Annotated in this window: 13 protein-coding genes; 7 read left to right on the plus strand and 6 right to left on the minus strand. The window is 49.8% G+C overall.

Annotated features, from left to right (window positions below):
- Positions 1-284: 284 nt before the first annotated feature.
- Positions 285-1727 (plus strand): L-asparagine permease, encoded by a 1443-nt coding sequence (gene ansP, locus AACS05_RS11715; RefSeq protein ID WP_045443068.1) that lies wholly within the window; start codon positions 285-287, stop codon positions 1725-1727.
- Between the two features lie 47 nt (positions 1728-1774).
- On the opposite strand, the gene AACS05_RS11720 is transcribed toward ansP, so the two are convergent.
- Both AACS05_RS11720 and yncE read right to left on the minus strand, forming a co-directional pair.
- Positions 1775-1996, minus strand: a complete 222-nt coding sequence (locus AACS05_RS11720; RefSeq protein ID WP_045443071.1) for a YgdI/YgdR family lipoprotein — start codon at positions 1994-1996, stop codon at positions 1775-1777.
- A 136-nt stretch (positions 1997-2132) separates the two neighbouring features.
- The gene (gene yncE, locus AACS05_RS11725) at positions 2133-3194 is read right to left on the minus strand and encodes a 7-bladed beta-propeller protein YncE (RefSeq protein WP_045443074.1); all 1062 of its coding nucleotides are present in this window, start codon (positions 3192-3194) and stop codon (positions 2133-2135) included.
- An 846-nt stretch (positions 3195-4040) separates the two neighbouring features.
- Between yncE and AACS05_RS11730 the strand changes: the two genes are divergently transcribed.
- On the plus strand, positions 4041-5453 hold the full coding sequence (locus AACS05_RS11730) for a hypothetical protein (RefSeq protein WP_045443077.1): 1413 nt from the start codon (positions 4041-4043) through the stop codon (positions 5451-5453).
- A 154-nt stretch (positions 5454-5607) separates the two neighbouring features.
- Here the strand turns inward: AACS05_RS11730 and AACS05_RS11735 are convergent, their stop codons facing one another.
- Together AACS05_RS11735 and AACS05_RS11740 are read right to left on the minus strand one after the other, a co-directional pair.
- Positions 5608-6642 (minus strand): NADP-dependent oxidoreductase, encoded by a 1035-nt coding sequence (locus tag AACS05_RS11735; RefSeq protein ID WP_045443080.1) that lies wholly within the window; start codon positions 6640-6642, stop codon positions 5608-5610.
- A 69-nt stretch (positions 6643-6711) separates the two neighbouring features.
- Entirely contained in the window at positions 6712-7287 is a 576-nt protein-coding gene (locus tag AACS05_RS11740) for a helix-turn-helix domain-containing protein (protein WP_045443083.1), read from the minus strand.
- A 37-nt stretch (positions 7288-7324) separates the two neighbouring features.
- Here AACS05_RS11740 and AACS05_RS11745 point away from each other — a divergent pair, with 37 nt between their 5' ends.
- Together AACS05_RS11745 and AACS05_RS11750 are read left to right on the plus strand one after the other, a co-directional pair.
- Positions 7325-7843, plus strand: coding sequence for a GNAT family N-acetyltransferase (locus AACS05_RS11745; protein ID WP_045443085.1), 519 nt, complete (start codon positions 7325-7327; stop codon positions 7841-7843).
- On the plus strand, positions 7840-8289 hold the full coding sequence (locus tag AACS05_RS11750) for a DMT family transporter (protein WP_045443087.1): 450 nt from the start codon (positions 7840-7842) through the stop codon (positions 8287-8289). The genes AACS05_RS11745 and AACS05_RS11750 overlap by 4 nt, the downstream gene beginning before the upstream one ends.
- Before the next feature lie 78 nt (positions 8290-8367).
- Here AACS05_RS11750 and AACS05_RS11755 read toward each other — a convergent pair whose 3' ends face one another.
- Both AACS05_RS11755 and AACS05_RS11760 read right to left on the minus strand, forming a co-directional pair.
- Positions 8368-8601: a YdcY family protein gene (locus AACS05_RS11755; protein WP_045443092.1), complete on the minus strand. Its 234-nt coding sequence runs from the start codon at positions 8599-8601 to the stop codon at positions 8368-8370.
- Positions 8602-8618: 17 nt separating this feature from the next.
- Positions 8619-10217 (minus strand): ABC transporter substrate-binding protein, encoded by a 1599-nt coding sequence (locus AACS05_RS11760; RefSeq protein ID WP_045443094.1) that lies wholly within the window; start codon positions 10215-10217, stop codon positions 8619-8621.
- A gap of 282 nt (positions 10218-10499) precedes the next feature.
- Between AACS05_RS11760 and AACS05_RS11765 the strand changes: the two genes are divergently transcribed.
- From AACS05_RS11765 to AACS05_RS11775, 3 genes are read left to right on the plus strand one after another with little or no spacing between them, the layout of a single operon-like run.
- A complete protein-coding gene (locus AACS05_RS11765; protein ID WP_045443096.1) occupies positions 10500-11819 on the plus strand; it encodes an SrfA family protein in 1320 nt (439 codons plus the stop codon).
- A 4-nt stretch (positions 11820-11823) separates the two neighbouring features.
- Positions 11824-14805 carry a virulence factor SrfB gene (locus AACS05_RS11770; RefSeq protein ID WP_045443099.1) on the plus strand — a complete coding sequence of 994 codons (2982 nt, stop codon included), beginning with the start codon at positions 11824-11826 and terminating at the stop codon, positions 14803-14805.
- Complete coding sequence (locus AACS05_RS11775; RefSeq protein ID WP_045443103.1) at positions 14802-16961, plus strand: virulence factor SrfC family protein; 2160 nt, start codon at positions 14802-14804, stop codon at positions 16959-16961. The genes AACS05_RS11770 and AACS05_RS11775 overlap by 4 nt, the downstream gene beginning before the upstream one ends.
- Positions 16962-16980 lie beyond the last annotated feature (19 nt).

Consider the following 16980-nt stretch of genomic DNA (forward strand, 5'->3'; position numbering starts at 1 on the left):
GTGACAATCACGATGAGCGTATTTTTTATCCCCTCACAGTCCCCGTCCCTTAATTTTGCTGAAACGAGACCACAGCCCGTCAACTCAGGCCGCAGAAAAAAGCGCTTTCTGGCTGGTCAGGCTTTGCGTCACTTATCAATTGAATGTAGGATGCTCGGCCGACAGTTTTCTCCCTGTAACACAATGAAGGGTAACGCTGTTTTCGCCGCGAGCTGACTTTCGTATGGTCGCTGCAGGTGCGGCAAAAAGGATTTTGTGAATTTACCAGGCCAACAGGAAAAGTAATGAACACACACAACACGCAAGCCGCGGAACAACATGCGGCAAAACGACGCTGGTTGAATGCTCACGAAGAGGGGTATCACAAAGCGATGGGCAACCGGCAGGTACAAATGATCGCCATCGGTGGCGCCATCGGAACCGGGTTATTTTTAGGGGCGGGTGCACGCTTGCAAATGGCCGGTCCCGCTTTGGCGCTGGTCTATCTGGTATGCGGCATTTTTTCGTTCTTTATCCTTCGCGCACTCGGTGAACTGGTATTGCATCGCCCTTCCAGCGGTAGCTTTGTCTCCTACGCTCGTGAATTTCTGGGCGAAAAAGCAGCCTACGTGGCAGGCTGGATGTACTTCATCAACTGGGCAATGACCGGGATCGTTGATATCACTGCGGTGGCACTGTATATGCACTACTGGGGCGCTTTTGGCGACGTGCCACAGTGGGTGTTTGCCCTCGGCGCGCTGGCGATCGTCGGTACCATGAACATGATCGGCGTAAAATGGTTCGCGGAGATGGAGTTCTGGTTTGCGCTGGTGAAAGTATTGGCCATTGTCATTTTTCTGGTGGTCGGTACGGTTTTTTTAGGTACCGGAAAACCTCTGGATGGTAACACTACCGGCTTTCATCTGATCACCGACAATGGCGGCTTCTTCCCGCATGGTCTGTTGCCTGCTCTGGTGCTGGTGCAGGGCGTCGTCTTTGCTTTTGCCTCCATTGAACTGGTGGGTACAGCCGCCGGCGAATGCAAAGATCCGCAAACAATGGTACCAAAAGCGATTAATAGCGTTATCTGGCGAATTGGTCTGTTCTATGTTGGTTCGGTCGTCCTGCTGGTATTGCTGTTGCCCTGGAATGCTTATCAGGCAGGTCAAAGCCCGTTTGTCACTTTCTTCTCAAAGCTCGGCGTGCCGTATATCGGCAGCATTATGAATATTGTGGTGCTCACTGCGGCGCTCTCCAGTCTTAATTCCGGACTGTACTGCACAGGACGCATTTTACGTTCGATGTCGATGGGCGGTTCTGCACCTAAATTTATGGCTAAAATGAGCCGCCAACAGGTGCCCTGGGCCGGGATCCTCGCCACGCTGGTCGTGTATGTCGTAGGGGTTTTCCTTAACTATCTGGTACCTTCGCAGGTTTTCGAGATCGTGCTTAACTTCGCCTCGCTGGGCATCATTGCGTCATGGGGATTCATCGTAGTATGTCAGATGCGTTTGCGTCGGGCGATTAAAGAAGGTAAAGCGGCAGATGTCAGCTTCAAGTTGCCAGGCGCGCCGTTTACTTCGTGGTTAACGCTCTTGTTCCTGCTGACTGTGCTGGTGCTGATGGCATTTGATTATCCGAACGGTACCTGGACTATCGCGTCATTACCGTTGATTGCCATTCTGTTGGTTGCCGGGTGGTTTGGCGTGCGTAAGCGCGTGGCAGAAATTCACCGCACCGCACCGTAACATTTGCGGGGGAGATCGGATATCCGGCCTCCCCTTTTTTCTGGCGCTTAGTTAGCTTCAATTAACTGAGCAACATCATTGCTGTTAATTTCCCTCGCGTTCCCATCCTGATCGGTATAACTGGTCATCCCTGTGTCTTTATCCAGCTTCGGTTTACCCTGGGTAACAATGGTTTGTCCGCTTTTCGTCGTCATGACGTAATCAGTGGTACAGCCCGCCAGTGTAAACAACATCACACCCGCACAAAGGCAGATAAATGGCTTTTTCATGGTAATCCCGTGTTATTCAGTTAGCCGTAGAGGACGTAGTGTAAGTCCCTGATGTTTGTCAGGCCAGAGATGGGGTGTAACGAGGCGTATCGTGGGGTGTGGATAAATGACTGGAGGGGTTTCCCCCTCCGGGCAATTACAGCGCGATGCGAATAACATCATCCGGCTGAGTCGCTTCCTGCTCGCGTGAAGATTTCTGTTTCACGCTGACATACAAGGTTTTGCCATCACCTGAAAGCGCCAGGCTGTTCGGGAAGGTTGGGGTATCGAATGTTTTGACGACTTTGTAGCTTTTCGCGTCAATCACACTAACTTTACCTGCCTGACGGTGCGTCACGTAGACTTCGTTACGCGCCGGGTTGAACAGTACGGCCAGAGATTCCGGCGCGGCAACTTTAGCCAGCACGTTGCCGTTACGGGTGTCGATAACCAAAACTTCTGCCGCTTTAGAATCGGTGATAAACGCGCGGTTACCCGCCGTATCCAGGCTCAGGTTGATGAAGAAATGCTCTTTCCCGTCATCAAGCAGCTTTTTACGGCTGAGAATTTTGTTATCTGCAGTATCGATGGTAATAAACTCGCCATCGGCATTGGTGGTGTACAAGCGTTTGGCCTTACTGTCGATAGCCAGACCGGTGCTCATTTTACCAGTGTTCTGAATAGTGGTTTTCAGTTTGATCGTTTCACCGTCCACAACCCAGATAGCGCTCTCTTTGCCTATTCCGCTAATGTACACCGTGTTGGTAACATCATCAGCGACCAGTTCACGAGGCTGCAGCGGACGGACATCTTCAGAACGTTTACGATCGTCCAGCACCAGACGCCCTTTCACGTCGCCAGTTTTGGCGTCCAGCGCCGTTACCGCGCTGTTGACGGTGTTACCAAACCATAATGTCTGAGTGGCATTGTTGATCGTGGCACCGAACGGTTTGAGATCGTTATGAATAACCTGGGTCACTTCAAGCGTGACCGGATCAAGACGATAAACCACCCCGCCCTTATCCAGCTTGCGGCTCTGCGATGTGGCAACCCACAGCGCATTTTCTTGCTGGCTGTACGCCATTTCGTAGGCGCCTTTGCCCACGGCTTTGCGCAGCAGTTCTTCCGCAGCCTGCGTGCTAAATGACGATGCAACGAGCAGTGAACCTAACAGTAAAGAACCACGCAGACGCGGTGAAAACAGATGACGTAAAGACATGACGACTCCCTTTGATAAATTCGTATGTTACTGCTTCACATAGCCTCAATGAGCAAAATCATGGTCTTGCTCTTCTTAAGAATGAGAATAGTAATCATTATTTATCTCAAAGTGGAGTGTTAATTCACTTTTTGGCTACAACCTTCTTAATTTCTCCATGAATGATTGCAGGTTATGCTTTTATGAAACAGAGAACAATTTGCCAGGATACATGATGACGTTCACCTCATATCCACTGCTTCTCTACGTGTAATGGAGGCTCATTGTCGCCTCCATTACAACTCTGGCTCCTGGCGCGGAAAATCATCGTTGCGCAATTCATTCGTCAGTGGCGGCCTAACCAATGGAGATTCATCTCTGGCATAGCGCAATTTTGTACACGACGCATACGACCCAGTGTTAAATCCTGTCGGCTTTTGTTCTCAAGCGCGTATCACGCTGATTTTGACGGGCGCGCAAAATCGATCTCGATATTTTTAATATTGTTATCTTGCACAGGTAATACGATGAGTTCTCAGCAAATCTCGTCGAAAAATCAATGTATTAAATACAACCATCTTTACTGATTTTCTTTAGTTTCGCCGCATCTGTAAGCCGAATGTTGAAAGTGAAACAAAATTTATACAATCACAGTTAATGAGATGCGTAAGACGAATATGGAATGCTGTTACTGTAAGCAATTAGCTCATGAAATGAAGCTCATCATCATGATGAACACCTGTTCTAAAATTGAAATCACTATAAAATTTAAGATTTTTTGTTTTTTACCGCATTATATATTCATCGACAAATCCGACACTACCATAACAACATCAATGTAAAAATTTTAACATAAAAGGCTACAATATGAACGACCATGTTAATTTCCTTCTTTGTTTGCGAACTTTAATATTAAAACTCTATAAAAATAAAACCGACCTCGATGTCATAATTTTAAAAGAATATGTATTAAATAACTCAAAATATTTCACTGGCACACCTGAAACCATAAGATTTATTGATGAGCTATTCTATCTGTGTGAAGATTTTAAACGTGAAAATATAAAATCATTTTACATCATTTGCTATGATTTATATGTTTCTATTTTAGACAATACAATCATGGATATTTACTTTTTAGGTGAACAAGAAAGTTTCGTTGAATTTAAGAAGAAGATAAGCAAAAAAAATGTAAACTTTATATTCCATGATATAAAAACATATTCTTTTGATAAGAATGTTATCAAAAAAGAATTATCAGAGAGTAAGTTATCAATTTTTGCATATGATTATTCAGGAAGTACTGTTTTTTTAAAAGGCGGGATTGGAAAACCTTTTTCCTGTCATTTACATGAAAACGCAATAAAACAAAGAGAGTTGTCCATCTGGTATGATTTCCTTTCACATCAATACAATAGATTTATAGATCAAAAATTTAACACTGTCATTTTCGGTTCATCATATGCCTTCCATGCATTAACAGATATAAATTCAATACATTCGACAAGCCTTTCTATTCCAGGTCTGGATATAACAAACGCACACGATCTTTACTTTAAAACAAACACCATCAACCCTATAAACAAAACAATATTATGCTTTGGATTCTATGATCTTTACAAGGAGATTAGTAAAGGGAAATCAATTGTCTATACATATGCAAAAGAAAGCATGAATAAATTCAATGATCGACACTATAACTCAATTAAAAAAACAGAAATAAATGACTCAAATGATACATTAATGCATAAATTCAACACGGAATCTATAGATGTTTTCATTGAGAGTATCTACATTAATCAAAGGAACATTAGTGAATGTTCTTGTCATAGTACAGAAAGTATTGCAGAAAAACTATCAACAATGCAACGTGATATAAACACTGAAAAATTTCTAAATGCAGATAAACACTATCTTGACGGACTCGGTATTGTTGCACAACATAATAAATACAAAAAACATGCAGACTCTTTCAAGTTAAACTGTGAAAGAATCATGGATATTAAAAATGCAGCAGAAAATAATAAAAATCATGTTTACATGATAATACCTCCCGTATCAGTAGCCTATATAGAAAATCTTGATGAACAGATAAAAAACGAATGCAAACGTTTTTTATCTTCCATAGAGTCAAAACATTTTCATATCTTTGATTTTTCTGCCGATAAAGACTTTAACTACACGGAGTTTACTGATGGCCATCATTTAAATATTAATGGAGCTATAAAATTTCGGGAAAAACTCTATTCTGCAGGAGTATTATCGAATAGAGAGTTATAAACATCCAGGATACCCCTAGTTAAGTACGCAGAAACAGGGGCATTATACCTGACAATATAGCCAGCACGAGAGGCTGGATTTAGGGCGCCTATAACTCGTTCCAGCAGAGGCAATATTTTCAATGCCGTAGGCGCCCAATCACCTACCTTAAGTATCATTCATCAGCAAGGCGAATTACGACTTTGCCAAAGTTTTTCCCTGTGAGCAGGCCAATAAACGTTTCCGGCGCATTTTCCAGACCGTCGGTTATTTGTTCACGATACTGGATCTTGCCTTCTTTAACCCACCGCCCCATCTCTTGCTGAAATTCATGAATACGATGGCCGTAATCCTGACTAATGATAAAACCCTGCATCCGAATACGTTTTTTCAATATTGTTGCCATCAACAGCGGTAACCTGTCAGGACCAGTCGGTAACGCCGTCGCGTTATACCCACTGATCAGGCCACAAACAGGGATTCGCGCTGAGGTATTGAGTAACGGCAGAACTGCGTCAAAAACTTTGCCACCCACGTTTTCATAATAAATGTCGATCCCCTGCGGACAAGCCTGCGCCAGCTGTTTTGCGAAATCCTGCGCATGGTGATCGAGACAAATATCAAACCCGAGGACTTCTGTCGCATGGCGACATTTCTCCGCTCCGCCAGCGACACCCACTACCCGACATCCTTTGAGCTTACCGATTTGCCCAACGGTTGCGCCAACAGGTCCGGTCGCCGCCGCAACCACCAGCGTTTCTCCGGCTTTAGGCTGTCCGATATCGAGCAGGCCCATATATGCCGTAAATCCCGGCATGCCGAGCAGGCCCAGCGCCCATGAAGGATGTTCAGGGTTGTCGCCTAATTTTACCAGTCCACTGCCATCGGAAATATCGAAGTCCTGCCAACCGCTGTAGCTCAGGACCCATTCCCCCGTTTTATAGTCAGGATGATTCGATGTGACCACCCGGCTTACGGTGCCTCCTACCATGACTGCACCAATTTCAACCGGAGGAGAGTACGACGGTTCCTCGCTCATGCGGCCACGCATGTAGGGATCAAGAGACAGAAAAACGTTGCGCAGTAAAACCTGCCCTGCACCAGGAGTCGCTACGGTATCCTCTTCAAGCCGGAAATTACCCGGTACTGGCGCACCATGCGGACGTGAAGCCAGTACCCAGCGGCGATTGCGTTGCATTTGTTGACCCATTGATGTTCTCCTCAGCTTTTGGCATGAATCCATCAATAGTAGTTCCCCTCCGGTGGAGATGCTTTCACATTAATTGCCTGCATGGTTTAACCGCACAACCAGGTAAACGCAGGATTGCGAGGTTTCATTGATAAAGCGGCAGTCATTCGGTGGACCGAGTTCCAGGCAATCACCCGTTTTCATTTCATGTCTCGTGTCTCCTTCCACAAACACTAACTCCCCCTGCTGCAACCAGATAAGCTGTCTGGCCTGCACATAGGAAGAGGCTGGCATCGGGATATCACTGCCGGCGGGCAATTCAATCTGCACCAGATCAATGGGCAGATCGCTTCGCGGGGAGACATGGCGGCGCAAATAGTGGCTTTGCGGATCGTGCCAGACAGGCTGATCGGCGAAACGCAGTAGTTTCCCCTCCTGCATTTCAGCACGCGCAATCAGCGTAGACATGCTGATGCCAAAAGCGCCGGACAGTCGTCCCAGCAGCGTTGCTGTTGGACTGCTTTCTCCACGCTCAATTTTATGGATCATCGCCCGCGACACGCCTGCGCGCTCAGCAAGCTCGGTCAGCGACCAGCCGCGAGATTCCCGCTCAACGCGAATTCTTGCACTGATCCGTTGATTTATACTGTCTTCAATAGTATTCATATCGTAATACTATAGTGAACAACGCCTGAGGTTCAACATGTCAATTCGATTCGCCAGCAAAGAAGACTGCACGGCCATTGCAGAAATCTATAATCACGCAGTACTCCATACGGCAGCTATCTGGAACGATCAGACGGTCGATGCCGAAAACCGGATCTCATGGTACGAAGCCCGACAGTTGATGGGATATCCAGTGCTGGTGAGTGAAGAGAATGGCGTGGTCACGGGGTATGCCTCCTTTGGCGACTGGCGTAATTTTGACGGATTCCGCCATACCGTCGAACACTCGGTGTATGTGCATCCGGATCATCAGGGAAAGGGTCTGGGACGGGCGCTACTCAGCAGGTTAATTGATGAAGCCCGCGCATGTGGCAAACACGTGATGGTGGCGGGAATTGAGTCACAGAACGAGGCATCTCTGCACCTGCACAGCACGCTAGGTTTTAAGCTGACCGCGCAAATGCCGCAGGTCGGAACCAAATTTGGTCGCTGGCTGGATTTGACTTTTATGCAACTACAACTGGACGATCGTAGCGAACCGGATGTGCGCGAATGAACCAGACGCTGACACTCTCCTTTCTGATTGCTGCAGGCATCGGTCTGGTGGTGCAAAACACCATAATGGTGCGTATAACTCAGACCTCATCGACAATCCTTATCGCCATGTTGCTCAACTCGCTGGTGGGGATCGTGCTGTTTGTCAGCATTCTGTGGTTTAAACAAGGTGTGGCCGGATTTGGCGAGCTGGCCTCCAGTGTGCGCTGGTGGACGTTAATTCCCGGATTGCTGGGGTCTTTTTTTGTCTTCGCCAGTATTAGCGGATACCAGAACGTGGGCGCAGCCACCACCATTGCGGTACTGGTTGCCAGCCAGCTGATAGGCGGTCTGGTACTGGATATACTGCGCAGCCACGGCGTACCGCTACGTGCGCTGGTGGGGCCGGTTTGTGGTGCGGTGATGCTGGTAGTTGGCGCCTGGTTAGTGGCGAGACGTTCGTTTTAACTGCCGGATGGCACTACGCTGTTCCGGCCTACAAATAACACGAAAATGCAGGCCGGAACCACTCTGTTCGTCAGGGTGTCAAAGGATAGTACCGCCTTTGGTCAGTTGTTCACGACGAACTTCCATATCCTCTTTATATTGACGCCCATGGTGCGCGATAGCCGTTCGCAAACGCTGCTGCTGGGTGTAACGCTCTTCCCGGCTTAGCTCTGCATCATCGCTGAGCGCAATCAGCAGTTCATTCATATGCGTAACAACGCTCTCTCCAATGGCGGCGTCGACACGTGCACTGACCTCATCCAGGTGCGACATACTTTCTCCTTAACACATTAATTTAGTTTTGCTTTTGAAAAATCACTGCCCATCAGACTCACGCTGTATCCGCTGACATTGCTGCGCGTAGCATAAAACGTCTTACCGTTTGCCAGCGCTATCCATGGTGCCTGCTGGTAGAATATCTCTTGCGATTGCTGGTAAAGCGCGGCGCGATCTTCCGGTTTGCTCACCAGTTTCGCCTTTTGAACCAGGGAATTATACTCTTTATCACACCAGCGCGCGGCGTTTGATCCAGTTTTAATACTGTTGCAACCCAACAGTACATCGGCAAAGTTATCAGGATCCCCGTTGTCAGACATCCAGCCAAACAGCGCGGTGTCATGCTCACCCTTGCGCATTCCAGACAGGTATTCTCCCCACTCGTAAGAAACGATTTTCGCCTTTACGCCGACTTTCGCCCAGTCGCTTTGGATCATCTCGGCGATACGACGGGAATTCGGGTTGTACGGACGTTGAACCGGCATTGACCACAGCGTCGCCTCAAAACCGCTCTCCAGCCCCGCCTGCTTCAGCAACGCTTTCGCTTTCTGCGGGTCGTAATCATAATCTTTAAAATCTTTATTGAAGCCCATCATATTCGGTGGGATTGGTGATTTTGCCACCGTGCCAGAACCTAAAAAGACGGCATTGATAATCGCTTTTTTATCGGTAGCGTAGTTCAGCGCCTGACGAACCAGCACGTTATCAAACGGTTTTTTCTCGGTGTTAAACGCCAGATAACCGACGTTCAGCGCATCAACAGAATGCAGTGTCAGGTCGCTATTTTTCTTAATTTCCTCAAACTGCACTGGCGCAGGCGCGGGGATAATCTGGCATTCGTTGGTTTGCAGTTTTGCCAGTCGCGTCTGTACGTTTGGCGTAATCGAGAAGATCAGATGCTTCGTCGGCACCTCGCCATCCCAGTAGTTCGGGTTAGCCAGATAGCGGATTTGTGAATCCTGCTTGTACTGTTGCAGCACGTAAGGTCCGGTACCAATCGGCCAGTTATCGACGTTTTCCGGGGTGCCTTTTTTCAGCATTGCATCCGCATATTCAGCGGAAAGAATGGATGCGAAGTCCATCCCCCAGTCGGCCAGAAATGCCGCGTTTGGTTCATTCAGCACAAACTGGACATGGTAATCATCGACCTTCTTCACTTCTTTGATCAACTTGTCCAGCCCGACATCGTTGAAGTACTCATAGTTGCCCTGCGATACTTTGTGGTACGGATGATCGGCATCTTTCTGACGTAATACAGAAAAAACAACATCATCAGCATTGAAATCGCGGGTGGGTTTAAAGAATTTATTGCTGTTGAATTTTACGCCCTGACGCAGGGTAAAGGTGTACGTTTTACCGTCCGGTGAAATTGTCCAGTCGGTTGCCAGCGACGGTACAGGGGTATTTTTTACCGGATCAAAATTGATGAGCCGGTTGTACAGCACCTGCGAACTGGCCACAAACGATGGACCGGAACTGGCGATTTGCGGGTTAAATGATTCCGGCGACGCTTCAGAGCAGTAAATAATGGTGTCAGTACTGGCCGCGAATGCAGCGCCGGTTGGTAATACTGCACTGAGTGCCAGCGCGAGCAACGTTTTCCTTGCAGTCATGGTTATAAGCCTTCTTATTTTATTATTAACACGATTATCAGAGCATAGCTGACAAAAACTGACTAATAACAAATCACTATCAGGTTATTCTAATCCGGTGTATTTCGCTGATTAATTCGACAGCACAGGTGGAATAATTTCCGTTAAGTCTTTTTCAGGACGTCAAGATTTTTCCCAATACTCTATGCCATGAAAATTCGCCCCTTTTTGCCTCTCTTCTGACGTTTGCTTGTTTTCATAACCCGTAAAGTAGATGTGTGAAGAAGTCTAAGGGATAACAACGTGGCAAAAACTCTCTTGCGCAGCGGCAATTTGGATGACTATCAGGCCGTGGGCGGCGGCGGTCAGGCCGTTTTTGATTCAGCATTGCAAATTCGTGAAACGCTTCGTTTGCGTAAACAGCAGGCGATGGCGGATTGTCTGGCAATTCCACAAATTAACGACAACGGCGATCGGGTTGACTGGTATTCCCCGATCGAGGGAAAAGCTGTCGCGTGGAAAGCCGCGGATGAAGACACACGTTTGCGGGCAATGCGTTATCTGGGAAGCACCCTGGAAAATGCGGCGGCCCTGAGTCGCAAAAGCCTGCAATCGGGTAAAACCGCACTGCAACTGTTTGGTTCACTGCTCGAAAAAGCGATTCAATTTCCGGGAGAGAACCACGTTTTTCTGGTTGATGGTAAGCCTGTCATTACGTTCTGGGGCTTCGTCAATCTAAACGAAAATACCCGTGATGATGTGCTCGATTGCCTGCGAGTCAGCGATGTTCCCCCGGTCGTGCCTGCCCCGGAGCCAGAGGCTGAAGAAGATGTCACGCCGGAAATCACCTTTGCCGAGGCCGATGCACCGTTGCTGACGCCGGTCGTTGAATTGCCTGAACCTGCCGAACCAGAACCGCAAGCTCCGGTCATCATTAGCGAACCCAAGGTTACACCGCCAACTGCACAAATACAGAGTAAGTCGACACGCCGTCTGCCGTTGTGGAGCCTTCCCGTTGCTGCGGTGATTGTCGCTGCCATAGCCGCTCCACTGTTGTGGAAGCAACAAGCTCCAGCACCAGCTGTAGCAGCTGTTGAGACACCTGTTGAGGTCGCAAGAGTTGACAGTAAACCGTTGCCAGAACTGAGATCGGTGTTGCCGTTGCATCGGGCGGAAGTCACTCCAGCAGCCAAAAATGAAAAACCCGTTGACGGTCCCGTTGTTATTGCCGCCATCCCGAAAGATGCGTTGGTCATGGACGCCAACCAGATGAAAGCGGGTACCACACGTTTCCTTAACGGAAACTGGCGCGTAATGGTCGATGTTAAAGATCCGGTCAGCGGCAAAGCGCCATCACTGCGTTATCAGATCCAGACTAATAAAGGCACTGCACGGGTTGTCCATGGCGACAATATTGTGTGTCGTGCAGAGATTTTCTCTGGCCTGCACCAGTCGGGCGAATTAATGATTAAGAGTCGCGGGAATGCACGATGCACTGACGGCTCGCGTTATCCGATGCCTGAAATCACCTGTAAAGCGGGAACCAACGATGTTGCGGCCTGTACCGCGCGTTATGACGATCACGCTGAGATCCCACTGACTATCAAAAAAATAGGTGCCTGATTTTATGTTGGTCAATCTGTGTGATTACAAACAGAGCGTAACGCTCATCGCTAATAGCGGCGTGCAGTTTCTCGATTTCGGACTGACTCCGCAGGAATCCGCTCACCACGGTCGTTTCGTTCGCAAAACGGCAAACGGTCCACTGCTGAGGCTGGATTTCGATCTCACAACGGGACGCTATACCCTGCCAGGTAACACCGGCGGACAACCTGAGGTGGTGAAGCCGGAAAGTACCCAGACGTTACATTATTCGCTGGACGTACTCGATGGTGTCTGGTTACCCCTGCCGTTCCTGCGTTTTAACCCACCCCGCACGTTTGTCGAAGGCCCGGATAACTGGGCGCGCGTACAAGTGCGAAAGCTGGCGCAGCCAGACAGCGCAGGCAACACCCACCGCGTCACTATCGCGCTGGACAGTCAGCTTGCCGAACACGCACCAGCCGCATTGACGCCAAACGAAAACGATCTGCTTAACGGAACGCGATTTGCGCTGGCCTGGCAGGATAACGAAATTGCAGATTTCCTCGACCAGACCTGGATTGACGGCTGGTTGCGAGAGTCCTTCCTGCATCATGTCACGCAGGAAGAGAGCCGTTCAGAGCAGGAGATCCAACTGGCGCTGCGTAACTTCGAATATCAGGCGCACTGGCTGAATTTGCTGGCACTGTTAGGTGAACAGTTATCTGTCCCGGAAGTGAAGTTGGTCACGCATACCCTCAGCACCCCCGCTATTCCTGTCGATCTCATTTTAGATATCGGCAATACCCATACCTGCGGTGTATTGATTGAAGATCACGGGGATGCCAATGACGGTCTGCGCCAGACTGCTGAACTGCAGGTCCGTTCGTTAAGCGAACCTCAGTTTCTTAACGATCCGCTGTTCACCAGCCGACTGGAGTTTTCCGAAGCGCGCTTTGGTAAGCAGCACTTTTCCGTTGAAAGTGGCCGCGATGACGCCTTTATCTGGCCGTCTATCGTGCGCGTCGGCGATGAAGCCCGAAAACTGGCAATGCAGCGTTTGGGGACGGAAGGCAGCAGCGGGATCTCCAGCCCACGCCGTTATTTATGGGATGAAACGCCCGTTTTACATGGCTGGCGCTTTAGTCAGATAAATGGCAAAACCCAGCGCGAACCGCTTGCCACGGCCTTTCCGTTAATGAATCTGATGAACGATGACGGACAACCGCTGTTTAGTCTGCCACAGGATGACCGGCTGCCAGTTTTCTCCCCGCAGTACAGTCGCAGTACGCTGATGACGCATATGCTGTGCGAGATTCTGGCTCAGGCTCTGGGGCAAATTAACAGCGTGGCAACACGTCTGCGCCTCGGATTCCCGGCCTCTCCACGCCAGTTGCGCACGCTGATCCTCACCCTGCCCTCTGCGATGCCAAAACAGGAGCGCGAGATCTTCCGCCTGCGCATGTTTGAAGCGATTGCCCTGGTCTGGAAAGCGATGGGCTGGCACCCGCAGGATGAAGATTTCACCACGCGCAAACAGCAGGAAAAGAGCGTGGTTCCCGTCCCGGAGATCCAGATGGAATGGGATGAAGCCAGCTGCGGACAACTGGTGTGGTTGTATAACGAAGCCATTTCGCATTATGACGGGCACACCGAATCATTCTTTAACGCTCTCTCCCGTCCGGATCGCCAGCCGGAGCCTGATGAAGTCAAAGGTCGCGCGCTGCGCGTCGCATCAATCGACATTGGCGGAGGCACAACGGATTTGGCCGTCGTGCATTATCAGCTTGATGATGGCGTTGGCGCGAATGTCAAAATTACGCCGCACCTGCTGTTTCGTGAAGGCTTCAAGGTTGCCGGCGATGACATGCTGCTGGATGTGATTCAGCGCTGTGTGTTACCTGCTCTGCAAACCCGGTTACAGCAGGCGGGCGTCACCGATGCCGCCGCACTGCTGGCTACGCTGTTTGGCGATTCGGGGCGCATCGACACCCAGGCAATTTTACGCCAGCAAACGGCGTTACAGCTCTTTATGCCGCTCGGTCATGCTGTGCTCTCCGCCTGGGAGCAGAGCGACATTAACGATCCGGTAGCAGGACTGCATGCCACTTTTGGCGAATTGCTGTCTCAACGTCCAACGCGCAATGTGATGAACTACATTCAACAGGCTATTGATCATGCGCTGCCGTCGGGTTCGCCAGTCTTTGACTTGCTGAGTGTCCCGTTACAGGTACAGTTCAGGCAGCTCCAGGAGGCATTGCTGGCTGGACAATTTACCCTTACTGCCCCACTGCACGCTGTCTGCGAAGCCATTTCACACTATCGCTGCGATATTTTATTAGTCACCGGCAGACCCGCCTGCCTGCCAGGCGTACAAGCGCTGATCCGTCATCTGCAACCGGTACCGGTTAACCGCATGATCTGGATGGACAACTACCGTGTACATGAATGGTATCCGTTCAGTCAGCAAGGTCGCATTGGCAATCCGAAATCCACCGCCGCCGTTGGTGCAATGCTGTGTAGTCTGGCGCTGGATCTACGCCTGCCACGCTTTAACTTTAAAGCCGCCGATATCGGTGCGTACTCTACCGTACGCTATCTTGGCGTACTGGATAATACGGTCAATACGCTGCGTGATGAGAACATCTGGTATCACGATATCGATCTCGATAAGCCAGGGGCAAAACTGGATACTCGTCTGCACTTTCCGCTGCGTGGCAACGTGACGTTAGGTTTTCGTCAACTGGCTAACAGTCGCTGGCCCGCCACTCCGCTGTATACGCTCAGTATTAACTCTGCCGAACTGGCGAAAACCATTGCTGGCGATGGCGTCTTAAATGTGCGCTTACAACTACGCGGCGGTACTAAAGAGACAGGCCCGGAATTCTTCGTTCTGAGTGATGCCTGGCTGCAGGATGGCACACCCGTTGCCGCCAATGCCTTAACGTTAAAACTGAATACGCTGGCAGACCGTCGTCATAGCGGCAGCCATTACTGGATTGATAGCGGGAGCGTGTACCTGAAATGAGCAAGATGTTAAACACCGCACAGGCCGCCATCAAATGGGTGACTGAAACACGTCAGCGTACCACACGTCTTGATGATGAAGCGGACGCTCTGTTGGCTCAGCTAACGCTGACGGCAGTTAATGAATCTGCGCTGAATGCGGCATTAACCGCGCAAGGTTGTGTTGGATTATATGGACATTCTCAACCGGCGAAAGCGCATCTGTTATCCGCCCTGTGTAGCAATGACAATGGCAAACTGAACATCACCGCCCCGGACCGTAGTTTTGATTACTTTACGCATATTAACCCCGGACATGCACCGACCAATATGGCGATCCGTTTTACGCGTAAAGAAAACCCGATTGATAGCGAATGGCCTCTGCGTCTACGGTTGATGAGTGAGGCAGAACTGGTACAACTGTTTATCGCGCAGTTCTGCTCATTACCCGACAACCGCCAGGTTGAGAGGTCAATCATTGAAGCACGACTGGAAAAATGGCAGACGCTGCGCCAGCGTCATCCAGTTCAAGGGGTTTCCGCACAAGATGTGGCGGCAATCGGCCGCTTCTGGCGAAACAGTGTTCCCTCCAGCCAGCAGCAAATTGACGATGCATTGTGGCATCACTTTGCCACACTACTTCCCGCACTGGATCTGACTACCCGGGCACACGCATGGGCGTTGCTATGGGGGGAACAACCGGAGCTAACGCAGCAATGGCTGGCGCTGGCACACACGTTGCAGCAGACCGGTCATGCGCAAGAGATAGCCGCGCCGCTAAGTTTGCTGGTCGACCATTTTGGTTTGCCCGCCGAAAACTTCCTGACCCAGGTAGCATTAACCGGAAGTGATGCACAAAGCGACGTGGTCGTTCATCCCATTAATAATAATCAGTTACTCAATGCGGTCAGCCTCTCGCTGGACTCCCTGGCCTTGCTAACGCGTGAACTGGTACTGACAGTTGAAGACAATGTGCTTGGCAATGTGGATCTGCTGGATATTCCTCTTGCACCTGATACGCACCCGCATCCGTTGTGGCGTGCAAAATTAGGCTGGATGCTGGAACATTACCGCCAGCATCTACAACCGGATGTCTTAGTGATCTGCAATGCCGTATCTACGCGTTCACAGACGCCAGCGATTACCCGAACGCTGCTGGGTTGGGTCAACGATACCCAACCGCTGCATGATGCCGCGTTGCCTGGCGTGGTATGGGCGATTACTCCCCAGGACGCACGTTTTACTACGCAGCAAAACCTGGATGAAGCCGTTCAACAATTAATGGGCAAACCCGGATTACACTGGGGCACGTTGCAGGCACTGGACAAACACAGTGTTCAGCGACTTGTTGAATGGTTGTCTCAGGCAACGTCACCGCACCAGCGCGAGGCCCGATTGACTTCCCTTCGCGAGCAGTACCAGCAGCGCATTCGCGAAACCCTGAACACCTGGTTGAATGTTGCTGATGAGGGATCCGGTGCGAGCGAATCAGTGATCCGCCAGTTACAGGCACAGGCGGCAAAACATGGCGAGCTGTTGGATGGTCTGCTGCCGCCAATGCGCAGTTTTGAGTCTCTGCTACGTATTCAGCAGCCACGGGAAGAACAGGTCAGTGGCTTATTTAATGAAGAGATCGATCTGTTTGCTGAGGTGCAGGACATATCGCATCAGCATGAGAATAAAGAAACCGGATATCAGGCGCATAAAATGTGGGTCAACCATGTACGTCAATGGTGCCGCAATGAGAATAATGCGCGCCGTCTACGTCTGGAACCCCGTACGTTAAGGCGGGTTGCCGACATACTGGTCACGACCAGCTACAGACTGCAGATGCCTCAGCAGTTACAGCGTATTATGCAACGCGAGAACGTCTGCGGGGCACAGTTGCACGCCGATATCGGTGATTTTATTACCTGGCTTGGCTATGCCAACGTCGCGGAGGAAAAGCGGCCAGCCAGCAGGATCCAAAAGGGTACGGCTATTTTTAGCGCGCCGATGCAACAACCTATGCTCCGTCTGACAAAGCTGGATGAACAGCCACTGCATGGTGCAAGCCGTTATGTGTACGACTGGCTGGTTGCTCTCTACACTCGTGCTAATGAGAATGTGGGCTATCAACATCCTTCAGATATTACTGAGGCAGACAGGAAACAATTGCTCGCCTTGCTCAGTACCTGAAGCGGCGGTAACGCCGCCA

It is taken from the genome of Citrobacter sp. S-77 (assembly GCF_963864895.1).
GTDB lineage: Bacteria > Pseudomonadota > Gammaproteobacteria > Enterobacterales > Enterobacteriaceae > Citrobacter > Citrobacter murliniae.

Bases quoted from the DNA above. Each gene is read 5' to 3' on its own strand.
- AACS05_RS11720 (WP_045443071.1), bottom strand. From the start codon at position 1,996: ATGAAAAAGCCATTTATCTGCCTTTGTGCGGGTGTGATGTTGTTTACA.
- AACS05_RS11735 (WP_045443080.1), bottom strand. From the start codon at position 6,642: ATGGGTCAACAAATGCAACGCAATCGCCGCTGGGTACTGGCTTCACGT.
- AACS05_RS11775 (WP_045443103.1), top strand. From the start codon at position 14,802: ATGAGCAAGATGTTAAACACCGCACAGGCCGCCATCAAATGGGTGACT.
- AACS05_RS11730 (WP_045443077.1), top strand. From the start codon at position 4,041: ATGAACGACCATGTTAATTTCCTTCTTTGTTTGCGAACTTTAATATTA.
- AACS05_RS11760 (WP_045443094.1), bottom strand. From the start codon at position 10,217: ATGACTGCAAGGAAAACGTTGCTCGCGCTGGCACTCAGTGCAGTATTA.
- AACS05_RS11770 (WP_045443099.1), top strand. From the start codon at position 11,824: ATGTTGGTCAATCTGTGTGATTACAAACAGAGCGTAACGCTCATCGCT.
- AACS05_RS11745 (WP_045443085.1), top strand. From the start codon at position 7,325: ATGTCAATTCGATTCGCCAGCAAAGAAGACTGCACGGCCATTGCAGAA.
- AACS05_RS11755 (WP_045443092.1), bottom strand. From the start codon at position 8,601: ATGTCGCACCTGGATGAGGTCAGTGCACGTGTCGACGCCGCCATTGGA.
- yncE (WP_045443074.1), bottom strand. From the start codon at position 3,194: ATGTCTTTACGTCATCTGTTTTCACCGCGTCTGCGTGGTTCTTTACTG.
- ansP (WP_045443068.1), top strand. From the start codon at position 285: ATGAACACACACAACACGCAAGCCGCGGAACAACATGCGGCAAAACGA.
- AACS05_RS11750 (WP_045443087.1), top strand. From the start codon at position 7,840: ATGAACCAGACGCTGACACTCTCCTTTCTGATTGCTGCAGGCATCGGT.
- AACS05_RS11740 (WP_045443083.1), bottom strand. From the start codon at position 7,287: ATGAATACTATTGAAGACAGTATAAATCAACGGATCAGTGCAAGAATT.